At 45.5% G+C, this 23,065-nt stretch carries 24 protein-coding genes; all 24 read right to left on the reverse strand.

What is annotated here, in order from left to right; all coding sequences use genetic code 11:
- Position 1 precedes the first annotated feature (1 nt).
- A complete protein-coding gene (locus AAC978_RS04070; protein WP_341546732.1) occupies positions 2–1,489 on the reverse strand; it encodes an acetaldehyde dehydrogenase (acetylating) in 1,488 nt (495 codons plus the stop codon).
- Between the two features lie 71 nt (positions 1,490–1,560).
- A complete protein-coding gene (locus tag AAC978_RS04075) occupies positions 1,561–2,142 on the reverse strand; it encodes a BMC domain-containing protein (protein ID WP_341546733.1) in 582 nt (193 codons plus the stop codon).
- 11 nt (positions 2,143–2,153) lie between these two features.
- Positions 2,154–2,825: a cupin domain-containing protein gene (locus tag AAC978_RS04080; protein ID WP_341546734.1), complete on the reverse strand. Its 672-nt coding sequence runs from the start codon at positions 2,823–2,825 to the stop codon at positions 2,154–2,156.
- Between the two features lie 51 nt (positions 2,826–2,876).
- Entirely contained in the window at positions 2,877–3,425 is a 549-nt protein-coding gene (locus AAC978_RS04085; protein WP_341546735.1) for a BMC domain-containing protein, read from the reverse strand.
- A gap of 1 nt (position 3,426) precedes the next feature.
- A complete protein-coding gene (locus tag AAC978_RS04090; protein ID WP_341546736.1) occupies positions 3,427–4,755 on the reverse strand; it encodes a 4Fe-4S dicluster domain-containing protein in 1,329 nt (442 codons plus the stop codon).
- Between the two features lie 21 nt (positions 4,756–4,776).
- The gene (locus AAC978_RS04095) at positions 4,777–5,037 is read right to left on the reverse strand and encodes a EutN/CcmL family microcompartment protein (RefSeq protein WP_341546737.1); all 261 of its coding nucleotides are present in this window, start codon (positions 5,035–5,037) and stop codon (positions 4,777–4,779) included.
- On the reverse strand, positions 5,034–5,345 hold the full coding sequence (locus AAC978_RS04100; RefSeq protein WP_341546738.1) for a BMC domain-containing protein: 312 nt from the start codon (positions 5,343–5,345) through the stop codon (positions 5,034–5,036). Before AAC978_RS04100 ends, AAC978_RS04095 begins: the two co-directional genes overlap by 4 nt.
- 16 nt (positions 5,346–5,361) lie before the next feature.
- A complete protein-coding gene (gene eutJ / locus AAC978_RS04105) occupies positions 5,362–6,204 on the reverse strand; it encodes an ethanolamine utilization protein EutJ (RefSeq protein WP_341546739.1) in 843 nt (280 codons plus the stop codon).
- Positions 6,192–6,860 (reverse strand): cobalamin adenosyltransferase, encoded by a 669-nt coding sequence (locus tag AAC978_RS04110; RefSeq protein ID WP_341546740.1) that lies wholly within the window; start codon positions 6,858–6,860, stop codon positions 6,192–6,194. Before AAC978_RS04110 ends, eutJ begins: the two co-directional genes overlap by 13 nt.
- Positions 6,861–6,899: 39 nt before the next feature.
- A complete protein-coding gene (locus AAC978_RS04115) occupies positions 6,900–7,364 on the reverse strand; it encodes a EutP/PduV family microcompartment system protein (RefSeq protein WP_341546741.1) in 465 nt (154 codons plus the stop codon).
- Positions 7,361–7,714 carry a BMC domain-containing protein gene (locus AAC978_RS04120; RefSeq protein ID WP_341546742.1) on the reverse strand — a complete coding sequence of 118 codons (354 nt, stop codon included), beginning with the start codon at positions 7,712–7,714 and terminating at the stop codon, positions 7,361–7,363. Before AAC978_RS04120 ends, AAC978_RS04115 begins: the two co-directional genes overlap by 4 nt.
- A gap of 41 nt (positions 7,715–7,755) precedes the next feature.
- Positions 7,756–8,706 carry a choline TMA-lyase-activating enzyme gene (cutD, locus tag AAC978_RS04125; protein WP_341546743.1) on the reverse strand — a complete coding sequence of 317 codons (951 nt, stop codon included), beginning with the start codon at positions 8,704–8,706 and terminating at the stop codon, positions 7,756–7,758.
- Positions 8,707–8,735: 29 nt separating this feature from the next.
- The gene (cutC, locus tag AAC978_RS04130; RefSeq protein ID WP_341546744.1) at positions 8,736–11,285 is read right to left on the reverse strand and encodes a choline trimethylamine-lyase; all 2,550 of its coding nucleotides are present in this window, start codon (positions 11,283–11,285) and stop codon (positions 8,736–8,738) included.
- A 97-nt stretch (positions 11,286–11,382) separates the two neighbouring features.
- Positions 11,383–12,879: an acetaldehyde dehydrogenase (acetylating) gene (locus AAC978_RS04135; protein WP_341546745.1), complete on the reverse strand. Its 1,497-nt coding sequence runs from the start codon at positions 12,877–12,879 to the stop codon at positions 11,383–11,385.
- Positions 12,880–12,929: 50 nt separating this feature from the next.
- Positions 12,930–13,220: a BMC domain-containing protein gene (locus tag AAC978_RS04140; RefSeq protein ID WP_341546746.1), complete on the reverse strand. Its 291-nt coding sequence runs from the start codon at positions 13,218–13,220 to the stop codon at positions 12,930–12,932.
- 28 nt (positions 13,221–13,248) lie between these two features.
- Positions 13,249–13,545 (reverse strand): BMC domain-containing protein, encoded by a 297-nt coding sequence (locus AAC978_RS04145; RefSeq protein WP_341546939.1) that lies wholly within the window; start codon positions 13,543–13,545, stop codon positions 13,249–13,251.
- Between the two features lie 317 nt (positions 13,546–13,862).
- A complete protein-coding gene (gene leuB, locus AAC978_RS04150; protein WP_341546747.1) occupies positions 13,863–14,921 on the reverse strand; it encodes a 3-isopropylmalate dehydrogenase in 1,059 nt (352 codons plus the stop codon).
- Positions 14,914–15,402: a 3-isopropylmalate dehydratase small subunit gene (locus AAC978_RS04155; RefSeq protein WP_341546748.1), complete on the reverse strand. Its 489-nt coding sequence runs from the start codon at positions 15,400–15,402 to the stop codon at positions 14,914–14,916. The genes leuB and AAC978_RS04155 overlap by 8 nt, the downstream gene beginning before the upstream one ends.
- Positions 15,402–16,667: a 3-isopropylmalate dehydratase large subunit gene (leuC, locus tag AAC978_RS04160; protein ID WP_341546749.1), complete on the reverse strand. Its 1,266-nt coding sequence runs from the start codon at positions 16,665–16,667 to the stop codon at positions 15,402–15,404. Before leuC ends, AAC978_RS04155 begins: the two co-directional genes overlap by 1 nt.
- Positions 16,668–16,880: 213 nt before the next feature.
- Complete coding sequence (ilvC, locus tag AAC978_RS04165) at positions 16,881–17,882, reverse strand: ketol-acid reductoisomerase (protein WP_341546750.1); 1,002 nt, start codon at positions 17,880–17,882, stop codon at positions 16,881–16,883.
- 178 nt (positions 17,883–18,060) lie between these two features.
- On the reverse strand, positions 18,061–18,540 hold the full coding sequence (gene ilvN / locus AAC978_RS04170; RefSeq protein WP_341546751.1) for an acetolactate synthase small subunit: 480 nt from the start codon (positions 18,538–18,540) through the stop codon (positions 18,061–18,063).
- 4 nt (positions 18,541–18,544) lie between these two features.
- On the reverse strand, positions 18,545–20,233 hold the full coding sequence (gene ilvB, locus AAC978_RS04175; protein WP_341546752.1) for a biosynthetic-type acetolactate synthase large subunit: 1,689 nt from the start codon (positions 20,231–20,233) through the stop codon (positions 18,545–18,547).
- 3 nt (positions 20,234–20,236) lie between these two features.
- A complete protein-coding gene (gene ilvD / locus AAC978_RS04180; protein ID WP_341546753.1) occupies positions 20,237–21,931 on the reverse strand; it encodes a dihydroxy-acid dehydratase in 1,695 nt (564 codons plus the stop codon).
- A 197-nt stretch (positions 21,932–22,128) separates the two neighbouring features.
- A complete protein-coding gene (gene ilvE, locus AAC978_RS04185) occupies positions 22,129–23,007 on the reverse strand; it encodes a branched-chain-amino-acid transaminase (protein ID WP_341546754.1) in 879 nt (292 codons plus the stop codon).
- Positions 23,008–23,065: the final 58 nt, after the last annotated feature.

Consider the following 23,065-nt stretch of genomic DNA (forward strand, 5'->3'; position numbering starts at 1 on the left):
TTCAGCAGTCACCTCTTTGTTGTAGTAACGAAATAACTTCATTCACCAGTGACTGAATCTGGTCCTCACTGATGGCACTGGAAGGGTTCCCATACTGTAACCCACTGGCCGGATAAGGTGTATTGTTGCTTTCAGTGAAGTCTTTGATTCCATAAGCGATACGCTTAATGTTAATCAAGTGCATGGGCGTGACATTATCAGAAGTCGCACTCCCACCCCAGGTACCACACCCTAGGGTAAAGGCTGGAGAAAGACCGGTGCTTGCTCCCACACCGCCTTGGCTAGAAGATGTGTTTACCAGTATTCTGAACACAGGTTTTTCAGAGAATTTCATGGCCATTTCCGGATTCTCGGTATGAATGGAGAGGCTATGGCCTACCCCGCCATTATTCAATAATTTCATGCACAAATCGCAAGCTTCTTGCCAATCTTTCACTGTATAAAACGCCAGTACTGTCGTCAGCTTTTCATAGGATAAAGGATATCCTTCACCCACACCCTGTTGCTCGCCAAGCAATACTTTTGTTCCTGGTGGAATTGATATTCCGGCACCATTGGCGATGACTTCGGCGGATCTCCCCACCATTTTCGCACTCATGGCATGTCCTCTAACAAATAAGTTTTTGGCGACTTTGTTTGTTTCCTCGGGAGTCATGAAGTAACCGCCTTGACGTTTAAACTCTTCCATAACCTGATCGCGGATGCATTCTTCAACGACAACCGATTGCTCTGAAGCGCAGATTGTTCCGTTGTCAAAGGTCTTACTGGCGATGATGTTTTTAACAGCTTTCTGGATATTGGCAGTTCTCTCAATATAGGCTGGAACGTTACCTGGTCCTACCCCTAATGCTGGTTTTCCGGCGCTATAAGCTGCCTTAACCATGGCTGACCCACCGGTGGCGATAATCATCGCGACTTCATCGCATTTCATCAATTCGTTAGTAGCATCCATGGATGGCTTCGAAATACAACTAATGATATTTGCCGGGGCTCCAGCTGCTACAGCGGCGTCATTCATCAACGTGGCTGCTCGCAACGTGCATTTCAGAGCTGAGGGATGTGGTGAAAATACGATACCGTTTCTGGATTTTATGGCAATAATGGATTTATATATGGTCGTTGAGGTTGGATTGGTTGAGGGGACGATCCCCATGAGCAATCCAACGGGCTCAGCGATTTCCATGACTTTGTTGACCTTATCATCTTTGATGACTCCGATGGTTTGCATAGGCTTGATGAAATCATATAGTTCCGTGGAAGCAAAACGGTTTTTAAAAATCTTATCTTCTATTTTGCCAAATCCTGTTTCTTCCACCGCATCTTGGGCCAGAGAAATAGCATTTTCTTCGGCCACCTTCACCATATTACGGATAATTCTATCAATCTGTTCGCTAGTAAATTTCGCAAGTTCCGCTTGGGCCAGTTTGCCTTTCCGGGCAATATTTCTCGTCTCTTGAACAGATTGTAAATCATAATCAAAACTTTCCAATTTGCTACTCCTCCCTCCACCTTCGTATACCAGTTATAATCGGTATCATAGGCAATCAACTTTGGTCGTGTTTATTCTGACACCCCCTTCTCGTAATATCCCTTAAGTTGCTGAACAAGCAATTCTTTATTTGCTTTGGATATGGCTCTTCCAACAATGTCTAGTTCTTTGTATTCCCTAGCTAAATTGCGAAGCTTAACCACAGAGAGAGTCTTTAAAGCTTCTACCCCTTTTTCAAGGCCGAAACTCTGAATAATTGCATCGACTTCATCTTTGTTAGCGTGCTTTAGGGTGATTGGCATAGAGTCAATGCTTTCTTCTGTAATTGTGATCAAGGTATCATCTGATCTTGGGGGCATTTCCACTACTGCGGGGTTTTCGCTCACGATGACAATGCTCTCAATATCTGAATGCGGTCTAGGAATAACATGTTGTGAAACCAATGAGGAATGACTGATCTTCTCAACTGCGATCGTACCTGCTTCAACGGCAGCTTTAACTGCACCCACTTCACCAGTTACGGCAATTGTCACAAGACCACCACCAACAAAGGTTCTTCCCACAAGTTCAACCTGTGCCGTTTTGAGCATGACATCCGCGCATTCAATTGCTGGAAGGAGTCCACGTGTCTCAATAAGGCCAAGTGCCTGCATAGCCTATCCTCCTATTGTTGATCCATAAGATCAGACCAGTTTGCCGGGTAAGTCGTGTAGAAGAGTTTGACATATCCCGATGAACTCCAGGTTACTTTTGAACCTTTCGGCACGAAAAGAATATCCCCTTGGCAGGCTTCATAAGTTACACCATTGATGGTGATCGATAGGCTTCCTTCCAAAATAATATCAATTTCTTCATAGCACAATTCCCAGTCGAAGCTAGAATTATCAATAGTCAAGAAGCCAGCACTCATTTGGGATTCGTCTTTACTGACTAGTTCTCGATAAGCTACCTTAGCCCTGGGGTTACCTGTATCGAAATTCTCCAGCTTTACCGTCTTACCACGCACAATTCTTAGTCCACTTTTCGGTTCACGCTCGGTAAGGAATGGCCTTTCAAGCACTGGCACAGAGCTACCTGTCAGAATACGGTTGGTCAATGCCGCTTTCACCATTTGATAGATTACATCTCTGTCTATCCCTTTTCCTGGTTTGACTAGACCACTGTTTTTGCAGGTGTTTTTCGCCATAGGCGCTGGACCTATGCTTATTTCGATACCTAATTCATTGGCTAGATCTTTCGCGGACGGAGTAATAATCGTACCAAAGTCTACACAGAGAAGTTTTTGTCCTTTTTCTGCTATTGCTTTCATATCGTTTTCACAAATTAGTTTTTTCAAGATCACACCTCCTTTCGATGGTATATCGTTTTAGAAGTATATGCTCTTTTCTTAGAACAACGAAGTCCACAGCCGTTCCGACGGAGAAGGAATGACTTCGATATCGACGAGTAATCCCTTTTCCATAGCGATAGCTTTACCCGCTTCAATACCTGCTTCAACAGCTGCGACATCCCCAGTGAAAGTAAAATACGCTTTGCCTCCAAGTCCACTGCCCAAACGAAGTTCTAAGCCCTGGACATCAGCAGCTTTGAGTGCTGCATCCGCTGCCGTAATCATGGATGCCATGGAGAAGGACTCCATGATTCCCAGTGCCCCAGTTCCATCCGGCATAGTTGTCGCCGTGATCGCTGGGAAAACCCCTTGATGGACATTGGGGAGAATGAAGCTATCTACCAAATATTCTCCCGCTATTGCCGCACCCACGCTAACCGAGCTTTCTACTGCAGCAACATCCCCTTGAACAATAGCGATATATTTACCTGGGCAGGTAGGGGTGGCGCTGACCACATCGACGAAAGCTGTTTTGAGCATCTGGTCTGTTGCATAAATTCCTCTAGCAACACTCGTAAGCTCAATCATACCAATTGCTCTATACATACTAACCCACCTTTATCACAATAGAATTATCTTTAACTTCCATAACCGTACCTGCTAAGCTGGCATGAACTGCCGCCCCAAGGCTATTATCCGGAATCCTGCCAATCATCTGGCCTTCCTTCACCTCGTCGCCGACCGCGACAACCGGAATTGCTGGTGCTCCGATATGTTGACGCAATCCAATCTCGATGTAACTGGGTCGGAATTCGATCTGAATCATCGGGGCTGGCACATCAAAGGCTGTAAGGCCGATCTTTGCGACAAGACGTTTGCTGGGAATCAATCGATATTCCCTAGCCGACCTAGTTTGGAAATCGATTTGAAGCGGCTGATATTTAATTCCTTGTTCAGCGAGTTTCTTCTTATATATAATGTTCACCGATTTCGGATGGAGATTAGCTGGGCAAGAGAATAATTCGCAGGCATTGCATTCGCAACATAATTGGGCGATTTGTAATTCCTTAATATCTTCAATATTGTAGCTCAGAGCACGCATAACTTTATGTGGTTGCATATTATGTCCCAAAAGATATCTCGGACAGAGGTCTGTACACATGCGGCATTGTTCACAGGCTGTTCTGCCGATTACCCGTGCTTGATCTAGATTAACCGACTTTTTACGAATCAAGAAATGTTCTTTCTTAAGCAGTACATAACCTTTGCTTTTTTTAGTAACATAGCCCTCGACACCGTTCAGAAGCGGGCCCATCATGGGGCCACCGTCGATAATGGCATAGCCATCGATATTTTCGACCCCACATAACCTGATAACATCGATAATCGGAACGCCCACAGGCACTTTAACGGTGATAGGGTAGGGAATATCGCCGGCAACAGTAATGTAAGTATGCGTGACAGGCTTTCCGGACATGGCATTAAATATATTGAGTGCAGTTTCTGCATTGATGACTACACATCCCACCTTCAGGGGGATGGATGCCTCGGGAACAATTCTTTGGGTCAACTCATAAACCAATACTTGTTCATCACCGGCAGGATAGCTATCCCGCAGCTCCATAACTTCCATGTAACTTGCAAGTCCCAAAGCTGCTATTCGAGAGCGCATACGAGCAATGACCTCTTTATGTTTACCCTTGATACCAATAACGGCTTTGGAAGCTTCAATAGTTCTTCCGGCAGCCTCCAGTCCTTTGATGATTTCATCAGCGTAGAGGTCCATCAATTGCTGATCCACACGCAGGAGAGGTTCACATTCGGCACCATTTAATAGAATGTACTCTGCTTTCGAGGTTAGTTTAGCGTGCGTTGGGAATCCAGCTCCTCCTGCTCCGATAACCCCTGCATCCTTAATCAGATTAACTAAATCCAACTTTTCTCACCTCCGGATTTCTTAAAACGTACAATCTTCGTCAATTATTCCCACAATAATGGCATCAATAGGAGTGTTTTCACAATCCAGCATCTTGCGAGCTGAACTGCCGGTACAGACAAGGACGCGTTCGCCGATGCCGGCGCTAATGGTATCGACAGCGATCATGATACGACCTGCATCAATTCCGCCGAGGACTTCCACTAACATCAATTTCAATCCTCTCAGGGACTCGGCCTTCCGCGTCGCCCATATATTATCAATTACCTTTGCAGCTATCATGCGATCTCACCTACTTTAGCCTCTTTTAATTTATAGCGTATATCCTTAATTGCTGCTTCCACCGATGCGGTATCGCCAAAAATAGCAATCATAATTAGATTTTGGGGACAATGTCCTTTAATATCTTCGACGACTACCCCGGCTGCTTTTTCTGCGACATCAGCGGCAAAAACCATATCGATCATCCGCCCCTGCACCAAACCGATCGCATCGTAGTTCTCGATGGCGACGCTTGGTGCAGAACCTTTACGCCTAAGAAGGAGATCTACCGTCCCTTGGGAAGGGGATTTTATGATTCGATATTCCATGTGTAGTCACTCCTGTCTATAGAATTTCCTGTGTGCAGCTCAGAGCGATACCTAGCGGTGTCACAAACATAGGGTTTTGAGGTTTATACGTCGGGAGGTGAGTTTGCTTGGCGATGATATCTTCAATTCCTTCCAAGCAGCAGGTTCCACCGACCAGATAGATTCCTTCCACTGAATAATCAGATACGTGATGATTGATGATGGATGATACTTTTTCAATAACAGGCTTGACAACGTGGGCCAATTCCCTATGGTTTTTGACATCCCGTTTATACAGCTCTGCCTCATCAAAGTTCATCTTATAAGCTCCGGCAATGACCAGTGAGAAATGGGTACCACCGGTAGGTTCATCGGCGACATAAATCACTTCGCCGTCCTTCAAAATGGCAATCCCCGTGGTACCTCCGCCGATATCGACAATTGCGCCATCTTTAATCTTCAGCACTGCATTGGCGGCCGTCGGTTCATCCAGCAAATTCGTAATTTCAAATCCCGCACCCTGTACCACATGTTTAATTGCACCAGAATCTAGGGTAAAGGTTCCTGGGGGAAGTGCCGCAGCGGCATAAATAAGTTCAGTGCCAAGCTTTTCCTCCAGCTCTTGCTTCAACTCTTTGACGATGCGTATGGCACCGATATAGTCGACGATCATACCATCCTTTACCACATTAGCAAAACGATAGGCACCGGCTACCGGTTGATAATTCTCGTCAAGGACTGCCAGCACTATATACGCTGTTCCAAGGTCAATCCCTGTGTAATAAACAGAGGATTTCCCTACAATTGGTTTTTCAATGACCTTTTCGAAATCACGAACAAGTTGATCACAATATTGAAAAGCTGAATTTATGGTTTGCATTTTTGACCTCCCAGAGACTTCCCTATCATGATGCAAATTATATCGATCATAAGGTTAACTTGATCAATTAAGTCCTGTCGCAAGCAAACTTGCTTCTCGTCTTGCCCATATGCTTCCAAGATAGCTGGTTCGACTTCGCGGAGAGCAGCACGCAAGTGATTTAGTAAAGCAATTGTCTTGCCCTCTTCCAAACAGACATGGAATTCATTAATCTCGAAGGGTTTTTCCAAACTGTGAGTGCAATCTCTGATTTCCCCTTCTGACCATCCCCAAAATTGTATGGGCTCGAGCGGTTTCTGCTCTCGTTCAGACTTTAGTACCTTGCAAAAATATTTTCTTAAAGTAAGGACATCTTCAGCCAGGAGGTTATCGCCTGTAGCTAGGAGATCTGCTGCTACCAACAGAAAGAGGGATTCTATAGTTTCCATTCTGCCTCGCAACTTTAGCACACCCCAACTTTCGCGGCCCTGCCCCGGTTTTTTTCCGCTATTGTTTGTCCAATGACCGTCATTATTCTGATTCTGTATCTTGATTCCTCTGTCTACTAGAAACTGGCGAGCTTCCGGCGTGAATTTTACCTGCGGTTCCAGAGTATAGGTTGTAAATGGCTCTATTTTATACAAATCGCGCAGTTCCCTATCGGTGATGTATCTCACAGTCTCACCTCACCCTTCCCGAAATCTTTGACTTCACGTTCATAAATTGATGTCTCCTAAATCTTCCAATACATCCTTTTTTAAAGCTTCTTTCAAAGCGTCTACACCCGTATTGTCTTTTAAAGAAATCGAGAAGTAGGGTTCAGAAACTCCGATGCGCTGCATCTGTTGCCTACATAAATCAGCGTTTTCAGGGGCCAAATCGGCCTTAGTGATTACCCCAATAACCGGACAAGTAAAGGTCTTGGCAAAATTGGGCGGGTATACTTCAACTGGTCTGGATGAATCAAGCAGAAGAAGGACATGGGATGCCGTTTGTGCTGTAGCAATTAGGTACTTATACATGGAAGCATTTTCTATATAGGAACCAGGAGTGTCGATGGTATTTTTTCCATATATAACATCCTGAGTTTTTTTCAAGGGTCGATCACTATCATTGAGACGGTTGACTAATGTCGATTTTCCCACTTGTGTAGGTCCGACAACCATAATGCGTTTTTTCATGTGCGCGTAATCTTGGCTGGAGTAAATCCTAGCAATTTTTCCAAGGTTTCATTAATAGCTGTGGTGGCAGCTTCCACGCTTGCCACATCCCCTGATATGACCAGGGACCCTGTGAAGCGGTCTAAAAAACCGATCTCGACGTCAGATGCTTTTGTTGCAATATCTGCGGCAATTATTGCAGTCTCATTCGGAGTAAGGGTCAAAATACCTATGGCCCCTCGCTCCTCGATTCCCAAACGTTCATATAAGTCTTGTACGGGGGAAGCGATGATATGAGCCAAGGTCACTTGCTTACCAGGCACATACTCCTGAATAATACGCTTTCGATCAAATTCATCTGCTGCACTCATAAAATCCCTCCATCCGTTCTTAACCTTGTACTTAAGCTACCTTAGTGTCTGATGACCTTGACATTCATTTCATACTCTCTGATGATCTCCGCAATACGATCTAACTCTTCTGTGGTATAGGTCAGATCTCCGTTGATTGTGTATTTCTTATCCAATTGCTTGTATTTGTTAATGCCCAATCTATGATAGGGTAGTAGATCAATGCCTTGAAAGTTTTTACAGCTTTGGAAGGGCTTTAAAAATTCTAAGGTGCGACGTAATGTGTCAAAACCATCATTCAACCCTTTGATGAGGGGCATCCTGACCTTCACATGGTAGCCGCGACGGATTAGTTCTGTCAGGTTATCCAAAATACGTTCATTGCGTACCCCAGTAAGTTCGTAGTGTCGATCAGAGTCGATGTGCTTAAGGTCATAAAGAAATAAATCCGTAAACTGGGCGATCATGAGTAACGAATCAAGCTTAACGTAGCCACAGGTCTCGATAGCTGTGTTAATTCCCATGCGTTTGCATTCCATGAGTAGATTAGTGGCAAACTCAGGCTGTGCTGTGACTTCCCCTCCCCCAAGGGTGACTCCTCCACCTGAACTCAGGTAGAAGAGCGCATCTTGTTGGATGATTTCCAGAACCTCGGAAATCGATTTGTCCTCTCCTGCAATGGACAATGCCTGCTTCGGACAGATTTCTTCGCATTTACGACAGCCTATACAATCGATATCTCGGTTGACATGATGTCTAGATTCCTCTGAAAAATTGTGAATGTTGACAGGACAAACTGCAATACATTGTCCGCAGTGAATACACAAATCTTCTTTATACATGACCTGATACTTTCGTTCAAGGCCCTCGGGATTAGAACACCATTTGCATCTCAGGGGACACCCTTTGAAGAAAATTAACGTTCTTATCCCAGGGCCATCATAGATGGAGTACTTCTGAACATTGAAGATTCTCGCCTTACGTTCTAAGATTCTGCTAACTTCTTTACTCATAATGTCTCCATCTCTCGAATAATACTCGATTAAAAATGATCTAATACTGTTCTGCTAATAATTTCGTCCTGTACTTCTTTACATAGCTCAACGAAGTAAGCACTATACCCGGCAACGCGAATAATCAAGTCTCGATACTTTTCCGGTTCAATTTGGGCTCTCTTTAAAACTTCGTTGTCTACATAACTGAATTGCATCTGAGCATTACCTAGAATGGACGCCGTCCTCAGCAAGGTAATCAAGCCATTTTCACCTTCGGGTGTTTCCAGAATTCCACGCAACAGCTTGAAGTTGTGCACCATACCAATATTCATGGACTCGACACTCAGCTTGCTCACGGATTTGATGATAGCCGTAGGACCAAATTTGTCAGCACCTTGAGTCGGACTGATCCCGTCGGAAAGCGGTGTCCAGGCATGTCGTCCATTCGGTGTGGCGCCAGTTATTTCGCCAATTGGTGTGTTATTGGAAATGGAAAGAGTCCCATGCGTGAAATGTGAGTAGAGCATTTTGTAAGTGTTATGCACCCGTTCCGTCCAAACGACAATATCCGAGGCAATTGCGTCCGCATAGTCATTGTCATTACCGTATTTCGGTGCATTCAGGCAATCTGTCCTTAGGGCTTCATACCCTTCATAATTTGCATCTAAGGCATCCCGAATTTGTTTGAGGGTATATTTCTTTTCTTCAAATACCAATTTTTTGATAGCAGCCATGGAGTCTGCATAGGTCCCGAGGCCGGAGAAGATTAATCCAGGTCCAAAATTAATCATTGCTCCGCCGTTTGTAACATCGGTGCCTTTTTCCATGCAACCTTCGACAAGTAAGGACATCAGCGGTTTGGGAACAAGCTCCCTGTGAACCCGTTGGCTGACGATAGTTCCAATCGCCGATAACTGGATGATATGCTCAATTTGTTTTTTACAGGCGGCATCAAAGTCTTCAAAGGTTTTGAAGTTATCAAGTTCTCCGGTATCGATCCCTTCCCTTGTGCCACGCCATTTCATAACGCCACGATTCAGAACGAATTCGATAGCAATCGGCCATTGGGTATAACCGGTAGAGGTCCATTGATAGATGCGTCCAGATTTTTGAGGTTCAACACACCCCATAAGACAATAGTCCCGTGAATCTTCGATGCTAAACCCTTTAGCGAGCATCATCTTGATATGACTATCATCAAAGTGACAGGCAGGGAAGCCTAATCCGGCTTTAACAACTTCAACTATTTTTATTAAATATTTCTGTGGTGATTGGTTATGAATCCGACAGGCCAGTGACGGTTGATACATCTTGGTAAAACGTACCGCATCCATAATCAGATAGGTCAAATCGTTGGTGGCATCTCCGCCAGTGCGTTTCTGCCCGCCAACGGTCAAGTTAATGAACGGTTGATAACCGGCAAAGTATTTTGCACCCGACTCACTGGACAGCCACATGACTTCAGAACACTTGATGATGAAACAGCTCAGCAATTCAAAGGCTTCCAACTTATTCATGCGTCCAGATTCCATATCAGCCTTGAACATTGGATAAATATATTGGTCCAAACGGCCAAGAGAAATACCGGTCTGGTTTTCTTCGACAACAAAAAGGGATTCCAGCGTCCAGATCGACTGAAGCGCTTCATAAAAGTTGTTCGGTGGATTAGCCGGTACGCGGGTCAAAATATCGGAGATCTTGTAAAGTTCTTTCTTCCGGGTTGAGTCCTCTTCCCGATCGGCTAATTCACGGGCGTAATCCGAAAGTCGTTTTGCATAGGCTAAAATTCCGTCACAGGTTTCGATTTCAGCTTTATAGAAATATATCTTATCGATATCCTCAGGATTTAGCATCGACAGTTCACTTAACTTTTCTACTGCTTCCTGCCTAGCCCCATTAATACCCTTTTTTATCAAAATTACATCATAACCAGGTGCAGTATCTCCACCGCCATTGATTTGGTGATAGGAAAGGTCACTCACAAAGGATTCGCCGGAAAATGACCAGACCCCGGCATCTTCATATTGTTGTTGGCAAATCTCATCCAAGCTCTTCCCTTCCCAGAAAGGGAAGATTTCTTCCTTGAGAATTCTCTTATCTTCTTCACTGATTTGAAAGGGGTCCTGGGCCCTAGTTGACATGGTATCCAGCTCATCCCGAATCCATCTCCAAGCAATATCCGGGGATACGGCACCAGCACGAGGATTCCCACAAGGATGCCCGACAATTAACTCATCCTTTTGAATCAGCAAAGGGGCTGTTTCACATGCTTTTCTAAAACATTTAGCGCGCAACAGAATCTTTGGCAGGCCAGCGTTTTCTTTCGTCACTTGTGTAAACGCTCTGGCACGATAAGTACTGATACTTGGTTTGGCTTTTAGATAAACAGCACGCAGCCGCTCTAAGCGGGGCGTCAATCCAGTAATCTCCCCTTCAAATACAGGAGATTTGGTCTCACCATAATTTTCAGGACTGGATTTAGTTGTAGCTAGTCCATTAGAGATTCCTTGAAACAGCCTCATAATAGCTGCCGCTTCTTCTGGAGACATATTTTTTGTTACATCAGCAAATCTCTTAGAGAATTCTTTTGCATCCAACTTATTTGTCCTCCCTTTTCCTTCTTAAGCAGATAATCTATCTACTCTATCCCTACATGATGCGTCACTCTTTCCTATCGTCACAACGCATGTTCACTTATAATGTAAGCTGTTCCAGCAGTTTTCCCAGCAGATCTTTAAGATCCTGTGTATTATCTCTAGAGTGTTGGACAACGGAGCTATAACCTTCACTTGGTGCAGTACCTTCCCTAACCAGTGCACCCCTTGTTATGTCTTCCAACTTTCGCACCCCATAGCCTACCTTACGAATATTAATCAAATTCATGGGTGATACATTATCAGAAGTAAACCCGCCTCCGGCTGCTCCGCAGCCTAAGGTCAAAGCTGGGAAGAGATTGGTGGTAGCTCCGATGCCACCTAGGGTAGCAGGAGTATTCACGAGAACTCTGGAAACTGGTTTTCTTAAGGCGAATTCCCTGATTACGTTCTCATTCTCGGAATGAATGACAAGTGTATGACCCCGCCCTTCATTCAGTAACAATTCGATGCATTTTTCACAGGCATTCTGCCAATCCCTTTCAACATAAAAAGCCAGTACCGGACAAAGTTTTTCCCGAGCATACGGATTGGTATGGGACACGAATTTTTGTTCTGAAACCAAAACCTTCGTTTCCGCGGGAACACAGATCCCAATTTTTTGGGCTAAATCAACTGCCGATTTGCCAACAATCTCTGAATTGATACAGCCGGCAGAGTCTATGAATAACTTACTAAGCTGTTCAGATTCCTGTACAGACAGGAAATATGCTCCGCTTTTTCTGAGCTCTTCTCTTACTTGATCAGCAATGCAATCCTCAACCACAATGGATTGTTCTGAAGCTGAGATAATGCCGTTATCAAAGGTTCGACTGACGATAATATCAGCAACCGCTTGTTTTATGTTGGCCGACCGTTCAATAAAGGCGGGGCCATTTCCCGGTCCCCCATAAATAATTGGTTTTCCTGAGGCAAAGGCCGCTTCAGCCATCTTGGGAACACCTGTTATTAAAACAAGAGCTGTGTCCTTGTGATTCATTAAGCCGACCGTGCCATCTATGGCAAGTGTACGCAAATAGCCAATGGCTCCACTTGGCAACCCGCAGGCCTCAGCCGTCCGGATCAGTATGTCAAGCACTTTGCTTATGGTTATTTTCGCTTTAGGGTGTGGTGAAAAAACAATGGCGTTGCCAGATTTTATAGCAATCAAAGCTTTGTAGATAGTAGTAGATACAGGATTAGTCGAAGGAATCAAGGCAACTACCACCCCGATCGGCACCCCGATATCCATGGTCTGCATTGCTTTGTCTTCAGATATAATCCCGACAACTTTCATATCCTTGATTCTTTTATAGAGAAAATCACTAGCAAAAACATTCTTGATGTACTTGTCCTGCCATTTGCCATATCCTGTTTCTTCATGAGACATCACTGCAAATTCTCTAGCATATTTCAAGGCTTCATCAGCCATACGTCCAACAATCTTATCTAGTTTTTCTTGAGGAAAAGTCGCTAGGATCTTTTGCGCCTCGCGGGCGTTCTCCACAAGAATCCGCGCTTCTTGAATGGAAAGTAAATCATTATCTATTCGATTCATAACTCACCACCCTTTCCACATATCCTTCACTGAGATATAAAGTGCCTTATTTACCAGTCGATCACGTGCTTTGCAACAATCTTTTCTATATCAGGATGTGGTCTAGCAATAACATTGCTGCTGTAAATCTTACCCACCTTGCTCGCCGCTTCGATACCGGCCTCTACTGCCGTCTTTACAGCACCGATATCCCCACGTACTATCACGGAAATCAACCCAGAAGCCACATTCTCATAACCCACTAATTCCACTTCCGCAGCTTTGCACATGGCATCAGCAGCTTCTAAGACTGACACAAGCCCATACGTTTCTATGAATCCTAACGCATTATCTCTCTCCACAGGACTCCCCTTCCATGATTATCAATACCTATTCATCAATATCATGTCTTGAAACAATTTTGCCGACTCGACTAACTGGACGTGGCATTACATGCGCTGCTGTCAAGTCGCCAATCGCGGCAGCTGCCGCTGCTCCTTTTTCGACTGCATTCCTTACCGCGGCAACATCACCTTTTACCATAACGGTTACGAGTCCAGAACCCACATTTTCGTAGGAGACCAGAATAACATCAGCAGTTTTACACATGACATCTGCTGCTTCAATCGCCGGTACCATTCCTCTAGTTTCAACAAGGCCTAATGCCTCTTCCCCAAAGTACTCCATGAAGGTCATTCCTCTTTCTCTCATAATGAAAAATCACACATGACTTGTCTAAATATGTCTAACAAAGCATTAATCCTATTGCCATCATTATAATTGCATTTGTTAAACATGTAACATACCGATTGCTTATACGGGATATAGAATTGATATTAGGTGCTCCATTCGCACTCATAAGATGCTCCACTGATGCTCCAGCCAAATATTAGCATGGGATTAGATCATTTATGAATCTTATATAATAAAAGAGGGAGAATTATTCACTACTATTTGTAGCGAGTAACTCTCCCTGTTCTTGTTTAATTTCGATTCTAATGTTCTTATAATGCCGCCAGTACTGCATCTGTCATTTCCACAGTTCCGACAACTTTATCGCCAGGTCGTGCTAGATCCCCAGTCCGATATCCTTGTTCAAGCACTTTCTCCACTGCAGTCTCAATACGAGTAGCTTCCTCATCCATTGCGAAGGTGTAGCGTAGCATCAGGGCAGCCGATAGGATGGTGGCTAATGGATTAGCCAAGTTCTTACCTGCAATATCCGGGGCAGAACCATGGGCAGGTTCATACATCCCTTTCGTACCGTTAAGGCTTGCCGAAGACAGCATACCGATAGAACCACCCAGCATGGATGCTAAATCCGTTAGGATATCCCCGAACATGTTCTCCGTAACGATAACATCAAATTGTTTAGGGTTGCGCACCAATTGCATGGCCGCATTATCCACTAAAAGATGGGTGAGTTCCACATCCGGATAGTCTTTCGAGAGCTCAATAGCAATCTCTCGCCAGAGACGTGAAGTTTCTAATACATTAGCTTTATCTACTGAGCAAAGTTTTTTGCTGCGGATCTGCGCCGTTTCAAAGCCCTTGATCAGGATGCGCCGAATTTCCTCTTCCGAATAGGACATGGTATCATAGGCGGCGCGGGGGTTATCTGAACGACCCTTTTCGCCAAAGTAAACTCCTCCGGTCAATTCTCGAATAACCACCATATCTACCCCATCAAGGACCTCTTCCTTGAGAGTAGAGGTGGAAATCAGGCTGGGAATCATACGCACCGGACGTATATTGGCATAAAAGCTCAGACCTTTACGCAAACCCAGCAGAGCTGCTGTTTCTGGTCGTTCTGGGGATGGCAGATGATCCCACTTAGGACCACCTACTGCTCCTAAAAGGACTGCATCAGCTTCTTGGCAACCTTTTAAGGTCTCATCAGGCAATGCCTTTCCCACCGCTTCGATAGCTGCTCCACCGACAGGATAATCTTTAAATTCAAATTCTGCTTCTTTAGCTCCTAAGACGGCTTTGATCACCTTCACCGCTTGAGGAATAATCTCTTGACCGATCCCATCCCCTGGCAACACTGCAATTTTAGGCATTTTCTCGTCTCCCCTTCACGTATGGAATGAGTCCCCCGGCTTTAATCAAGTCTTGCATAAAAGGTGGGAAAGGTCTTGCTTCGAATGCGGTGTTCTTCGTCAGGTTTTTGATCTTACCCGACTCCAAATCCACGCTGACCTCATCCCCTGCTTCAATCCCTTGGACAGCCTCAGGGCTCTCTAAAATTGGCAAACCGATATTTAGTGAATTACGATAAAAAATCCGCGCATAGGATTCGGCAATAACCGCCTTCACCCCTGCGGCTTTAATGGCAACCGGTGCATGTTCACGCGAGGATCCACAGCCAAAGTTTTTGCCGCCGATGATGAAATCACCAGTCTTTACTTCTTTGGCAAAATTTACATCTGCATCTTCCATACAATGAGCTGCTAAATGCTCAGGACTAAATTGATTCATATAGCGTGCGGGTATAATAGCATCTGTGTCAATATCATCACCGAATTTCCAAGCTCTTGCCATTATAACACCTCCTCTGGATGGGAGATTTCTCCGGCGATTGCCGTAGCTGCTGCCACTGCTGGTCCTGCCAAATAGATCTCACTTTCCGGATGTCCCATCCGCCCTACAAAATTACGGTTCGTTGTCGAAAGGGCTCTTTCCCCTTTGGCCAGAATTCCCATAAATCCACCTAGACAAGGTCCACAGGTGGGAGTGCTGACCACGGCTCCCGCATCGATAAAGATCTCCAGTAATCCTTCTTTCATTGCTTGCTTATAGATATCCGGAGTTCCGGGAATCACGATCAAGCGCACATCAGAATGGACCTTTTTACCCTTCAGGATTCGTGCGGCTACCTGAAGATCCTCTAAACGTCCATTCGTACAGGAACCGATGACCACTTGATCAATTTTGATACCTTTGCCATCACTAACGGGTTTTGCATTCTCTGGCAAATGGGGGAACGCCACTTGCAGAGGGATATCCGCAACATCCCATTCGTAGACCTCCACATACTGGGCATCGGGATCACTATTATAGACTTTAAAGGGACGTTTTGCTCTTGCTTGGACGTAGTCTAAAGTCTTTTGGTCAGGTGCAATGATGCCGTTTTTAGCACCGGCTTCTACTGCCATATTGCACATGGTAAAGCGACTATCCATAGATAAGGCAGCGATACCCTCCCCGGTGAACTCCATCGCACGATAGCGAGCGCCATCTACTCCGATCTTACCAATGGCATAAAGAATCAGATCTTTACCACTCACCCAAGGTTGGAAATTCGTGCCCTTGAAAACAAATTTAATGGACTCGGGAATTCTGAACCAAGCTTCTCCCGTTGCCATACCCGCGGCTAGATCCGTACTTCCGACACCCGTAGCAAAGGCTCCTAAGGCGCCATAAGTGCAGGTATGAGAATCAGCACCAATGATGACGTCACCAGGCAAGGTCACTCCTTGTTCAGGTAAGAGACAGTGTTCTACTCCGACTCGTCCTTGTTCCCAGTAATGAACGATCTCTTGTTTTTTAGCAAATTCACGCATGGTTTTGCTTAACTCGGCAGAAGCAATATCCTTATTAGGGGTAAAGTGGTCCGGAACTAGGGCGACTTTATTTTTGTCCCAAACATTTTTCACTCCGAATTTTTCGAATTCCCGGATGGAAACGGGTCCAGTAATATCGTTCGCTAAGGTCAGATCAAGCTTCGCTGTGATCAGCTGACCGGGTACAACCCTATCCAGCCCAGCATGCTCGGCAAGAATCTTCTCTGTAATCGTCATTGCCATACTGTCTCAATTCCTTTCCTCTCAATAGAACGGTGCGCTTTGTTTATCTCGAACAAAGCGCACACATGTGACATATTAGTTAGGGGATTTTCCCATAGGTGGAGGGGAAGACTTTTTCACCGATCTCTTGGTGGGTTGAACCATCATTCCAGTGAGACGAATGACAAGGTAACTGGTGCGGGGGATAATTGTCTATATCCTATGGGGGACAAATTAGATGCCGCGTTTTTGAATAAAGGGCATCATACCACGAAGCTCTGCTCCGACTTTTTCAATTTGATGATCGGCATCTTTACGTTCGGTGGCATTAAAGAAGGGACGATTGGTTTGGTTTTCTAAGAGCCAGTTCTTGGCAAAGGTACCGTCTTGAATTTCCCCAAGCACTTTTTTCATTTCTTTACGAGTTTCATCTGTGATGATCCGTTTTCCGACAACCATATCACCATATTCTGCGGTATCGGAGATCGAGTAGCGCATCCAACTCATACCGCCTTCATAGATCAGGTCAACGATGAGCTTCATTTCATGTAAGCACTCGAAATAAGCACTCTCAGGTTGGTAACCTGCTTCAACTAAGGTATCGAAACCAGCTTTAATCAATTCGGATACCCCACCACAAAGTACGGCTTGTTCTCCGAAGAGGTCGGTTTCAGTTTCTTCCTTGAAGGTGGTCTCCAGAACTCCTGCACGAGTACAGCCGATACCTTTAGCATAAGCCAAAGCGAGGTCATAGGCACGACCGCTAGCATCTTGATGAACAGCGATTAAGCCAGGAACCCCAGCACCTTCTTCATAGGTTCTGCGTACCAAGTGACCAGGGCTCTTGGGGGCAACCATAAATACATCTACATCTGCAGGAGGTACGATTTGTCCGTAGTGGATGTTAAAGCCATGGGAGAAAATCAAGCATTTGCCTGCTGTTAGACTCGGTTTGATATCCTTTTCATAAACTGCCGCTTGGCGCTCATCAGGCAGAAGGATTTGGATGACATCCGCCTGAGCTGCAGCTTCAGCCACTGTTGCTACTTTCAGTCCGGCAGCCTCAGCTTGTTTCCAACGACGGGAATCAGCACGTAGACCAACGACGACGTCGAGACCGGAATCTTTTAAGTTCTGGGCTTGAGCATGACCTTGGCTCCCGAAACCCATAACTGCAATTTTTTTGCCTTGAAGTAATTCTAAACTTGCATCGGAATCATAATACATTTTTGCCATTGATAAAACGCTCCTTCTTGAATCCTAGTGGATTATCTTAGTTTTTTATGGTTAGCTACTTATGTTATAGTTCTAATGATAACATATCATTCACTGTTCTACAACAGGATAAGACTAATAAAGTGTTTTCATAACAACAATACTCCTATGCGTTCGGAATACACTTGGGGGATATACCCTAACTGTCTAAGCGGGTAATGGCGATTTTACCTGTTCGAACCAATTCCATTAAGCCAAAAGGACGAATGGTTCGCACGAAAGCGTCAATCTTTTCTTCATCACCGGTGAGTTCTACGGTAAGATTGCTACGTCCCATGTCCACAACTCTACCCCGGAAGACGTCCACAATTTGCAAAATTTCCAAACGAGTATCCGCTTTTACCTTAATGCGAACTAAGGCCAGTTCCCGATCCACGACAGTCTCCTTGGTCAGATCCACTACCTTATGAACCACCACCAGCTTATGAAGCTGCTTGGAGACCTGTTCTATGACTGTATCATCCCCATCAACGACAATGGTCATCCGAGAAATACCGGGATTCTCCGTTTGACAGACGGAAAGGCTGTTGATATTGTAAGCCCGACGGGCAAATAAGCCGGCTACCCGGGTTAGTACTCCCGGGTTATTTTCCACAAGAACAGCTAAAGTATGCAGCATATCTTTACCTCCCCAGCATTTCTGTGAGTGCCTTCCCTGGGGGAACCATGGGGGACACCACTTCATCTTCGGAAATTACGAAGTCCATCAGAACTGGGCCGGGATGATGGATGGCTTCTAATAGAGCATCACGTACTTGCGAAACCTCAGTGACGCGGATGCCGTGAATACCATAGGCTTCGGCAATCTTAATAAAATCCGGATTGGCGGATAGCTGGATTTGATTATAACGTTCTTCACAGAAGACCTTTTGTAACTGCCGAACCATTCCCAAAACTCCATTATTCATCAGAATAATTTTTACGGGGAGCTTGTATTGAACGGTGGTGGCAAGCTCTTGGATGCTCATTTGGAAAGAACCATCCCCAGTCACCAGAAAAACTGTGGCATGGGGAGCAGCTACTTGTGATCCGATCGCTGCCGGCAAGCCAAAGCCCATGGTTCCCAGACCGCCGCTGGTAATAAAGTGGCGAGCTGCTGGGACAGGATAGTTTTGAGCTGCCCACATCTGATGCTGACCTACATCTGTAGCCACGATATCCTCTTTTCCGGCCAATTCCCCAAGGGTCTCGATTATGACCTGAGGATTTAAGGCCGTGGGATCGGTGACTTTAGGTCTTTCTTCTTGCCAAATGTGGATCTGATCCCACCAGGCTGAGAGACTAGGTGGAGTTATGCGTGGCAGAAGTTCTTCTAGCACTAATTTGGCATTCCCGACGATCGGGACATTGGTCCGTACGACTTTGCTTATCTCAGCCGGATCGATGTCGATATGAATGATTTTGGCTTTTGTAGCAAACCGATGACCTAAGCCGCTGGTGACGCGATCATCGAACCGTACACCTACAGCGATAAGAAGATCACAATCATCCACCGCGTAATTAGCGGTTACCGTTCCGTGCATTCCTACCATGCCAAGGACGTTAGGATGGCTTGTCGGCATACTACCGAGTCCCATTAAGGTGGTGACCACCGGGAGATTGGCAACTTCTGCCACTTCTCGGAGGATTTCACTGGCTCCCGCTGTGACGACTCCTCCCCCCGCATAAAGAACAGGGCGTTGGGATTGGGCAATGACACGAGCCGCTTCCTCGATCTGTCCCGCATTTCCTTTCTTAAAGTACTTATAACTCGTTAAATGCAGCTCTGCCGATTCAGGAACTACATTCGTTGCAGCTAGGACGTTTTTCGGTAAGTCAATTAAGACGGGACCGGGGCGTCCAGTGCTGGCAATATGAAAGGCTTCCTTGACGATCCGCGGTATCTGCCGTGCATCTTTGACAATATAGGAGTGTTTTGTGATCGGAAGAGTAATCCCGGTGATATCTACTTCTTGGAAAGAATCCGTTCCCAAGAGGCTGGTAGGCACTTGCCCCGTTAGGACGACGATGGGTATTGAATCCATATAGGCATTGGCAATACCCGTAACCAAATTGGTCGCTCCCGGACCGGATGTAGCTAGACAGACCCCCACTTTTCCGCTGACCCGGGCGAAGGCATCAGCCGCATGAACTGCAGTTTGCTCATGACGCGGGAGGAGATGCTTAATGGAGCTGTTAATTAAGGCATCATAGATGGGTAAAACCGCACCGCCGGGGTACCCAAAAAGAACTTCAACCCCTTCTTGGGCTAAAGACTCCAGCAAGAGTGCCGCCCCAGTTGCATATGTGGTACACTCCTTCTCTTTCCCCATACATTATTCCCCCTTCAATCGTCGTAAGGCCGCTCCCTTAGAAGCAGATTGCACAAAGTGAGCATACCGTCCTAGGTAGCCATTGCGTAGTTCGGGCTTAAGATTGTCGGTCTGAACTGCTTTATCTTCAAATTCCTTTCTGCGCTGACTTCTTTCTTCCTCCGAAACAACCCATTGCAGTTGACCTTTACCAATATCGATACGAATAGTATCGCCATCCTTTAAGAGAGCAATATCGCCCCCGATGGCTGCTTCCGGTGATACATGACCGATAGAGAGTCCACGGCTGGCACCCGAGAAACGACCATCCGTGATTAACGCTACATCTGCGTCGAGACCCATGCCTGCCAAAGTAGCGGTAGGCCCAAGCATTTCTCTCATGCCCGGTCCGCCTTTAGGCCCTTCATAGCGAATAACAACCACATCACCGGCCTTGATTTCAAGATTGCGAATAGCTTCAGCCGCAGGAACTTCACCATTGAATACCTTGGCCTTACCCTCGAAAACAAAATCCTGGCTCTTAAGTGCCCCCTGCTTAATCACCGCTCCCTCAGGAGCTAAGTTGCCATAGAGGATGCGCAATCCCCCTCTTTGGGAGAAGGGTTCGGATTGGGGGCGAATAATATCAGTATCCACGACCCTAGCGCCTTTAAGTCGTTCAGCCATAGTTACCCCGGAGACGGTCAGAGTTGATCCGTCGATTAAACCGGCATCGAGCAATTGTTTGAGTACGGCACTGACGCCACCTGCCTCATGAAGTGCTGCCAAGGGTGTCTCCGAAGCCGGAGCTAATTTGCAGATTTGGGGAGTCTTTTCACTGACTTCATTTACTTTGCTCAGCTCCCAGTCGATATCCCCTTCATTGGCGATAGCCGGTAAATGCAAAATAGTATTGGTGGAGCAACCGAGAGCCATATCGAGAGCTACCCCGTTTTTTAAGGTAGCTTGGGTAACGATATCCCGAGGTCTGATATTTTGACGATAAAGCTCCATCACTTGATAACCGGTTTCATTGGCAAGGACTAAACGCTCCGAATAGACTGCGGGAATCGTCCCATTGCCGGGTAAAGCCAAGCCGAGGGCCTCAGTTAAACAATTCATAGAGTTCGCAGTAAACATCCCGGCACATGAACCACAGGTGGGGCAAGCCTTGGCTTCTAACTCATGGAGCCAAGCCTCATCTTTTTTACCAGCGTGTACCTGGCCAACCCCTTCAAATACGGTGCTCAGGGTAACCGGAGCTCCTTCAAAGCGTCCCGGTAGCATGGGACCGCCGCTGACCACAATGGCAGGGATATTTAAGCGCATAGCCGCCATCAACATTCCGGGAACCACTTTATCGCAACTTGGAATTAAAACCAAAGCATCCAGTTGGTGACCCTTGGCGACAACTTCAATTGCATCCGCTACTATTTCACGACTCGCCAAGGAGTAATGCATGCCTTCATGACCCATAGCAAGCCCGTCACAGACAGCTATTGTGGAGAACTCAAAAGGTGTTCCACCATTTTCACGAATGCCAGCTTTCACTGCTTCGGCAACTTGACGAAGATACATATGCCCTGGAACGAGCTCTGTAAAAGAATTTACGACGCCGATAAATGGTTTTTCAATCTCACGATCGGTAAGTCCTAAAGCTTTTAGAAGGGAACGATGGGGTGCGCGGTCAATACCTGCTTTTACTGTATTGCTGTTCATTCTTCCTCTCCACTCCTTTAACAAAGATAAAAATCTGTTTTATTGTTTTAATACAAGTTCGCTTAAAAATGCCTAAATAAACTAGCTCTTAAAATTATATATTGCTTTTCCTACAGATTTACTTGGAACATTTTGGACTGCAGGAGATCCTAAAGTATATTGTAACATTACTTCCTGATTTACCCAATGCGTCATTCCTACTTATTAATGGGAACTCCGTCTACCAGAGTCAAAGCACGGAAATCCTGCAAGAGATCTTTAAACACTTTTCCCGGTTTTCCATCGCCGATGACCCGACCATCAGCTTGAACTACGGGGATTAATTCAGCAGCGGTTCCGGTCAGGAAACACTCATCAGCATTGTAAACATCATGCCGGTTAAACAGCTCTTCCCGAACTTCAAGACCTGCCTTTTTAGCTAAAGCAATAACGGCATTGCGGGTTACTCCCTCGAGACATCCAGCAGATAAAGGCGGAGTTAGCAGGGCGCCACGACGAAGGATGAAAATATTATCTGCAGTTCCTTCCACCACATAACCTTCTTGGGTTAACATGATTGCCTCAACCACCCCTGCTTGAGTGGATTCAATCTTGGCCATAATATTGTTCAAGTAGTTTAAGGATTTTACACGTGGGCTCAGGGAATCCGGATTTGTCCGCCGTACAGCAACCGTTTTGACTTCGAGACCATTCTCGTACATGTGTTGAGGATAAATTTTTATTTGGTCTGCAATACAGATAATACTAGCCGCTTTGCAGTTGTTAGGATCTAAACCTAGGTCTCCCACCCCACGGGTAACTACTAAACGGATATAGGCATTATCTAAGTTGTTTTTTCTCAAGGTACTGCAAAGAACTTCTTCCATCTCAGACTTAGAGATGCCAATATTCAACATAATCGTTTTGGCCGACTCATAAAGGCGATCTAAGTGTTCTTGACATTTGAATACTCTGCCATGATAAGCACGAATGCCTTCAAAAATACCATCTCCATAAAGCAAACCATGATCAAAAACTGATATCTTAGCCTCTTCTTTTGTAACATACTCACCGTTTAGATAAATAAGCATTTCCACAAAAATCTCCCCTTTACCCATAAGTTAAATTGATTTTTCTCCACCTGGTACTAGAAAA

The organism is Desulfitobacterium sp. THU1, assembly GCF_038181555.1.
Taxonomy (GTDB): Bacteria; Bacillota; Desulfitobacteriia; order Desulfitobacteriales; family Desulfitobacteriaceae; genus Desulfitobacterium.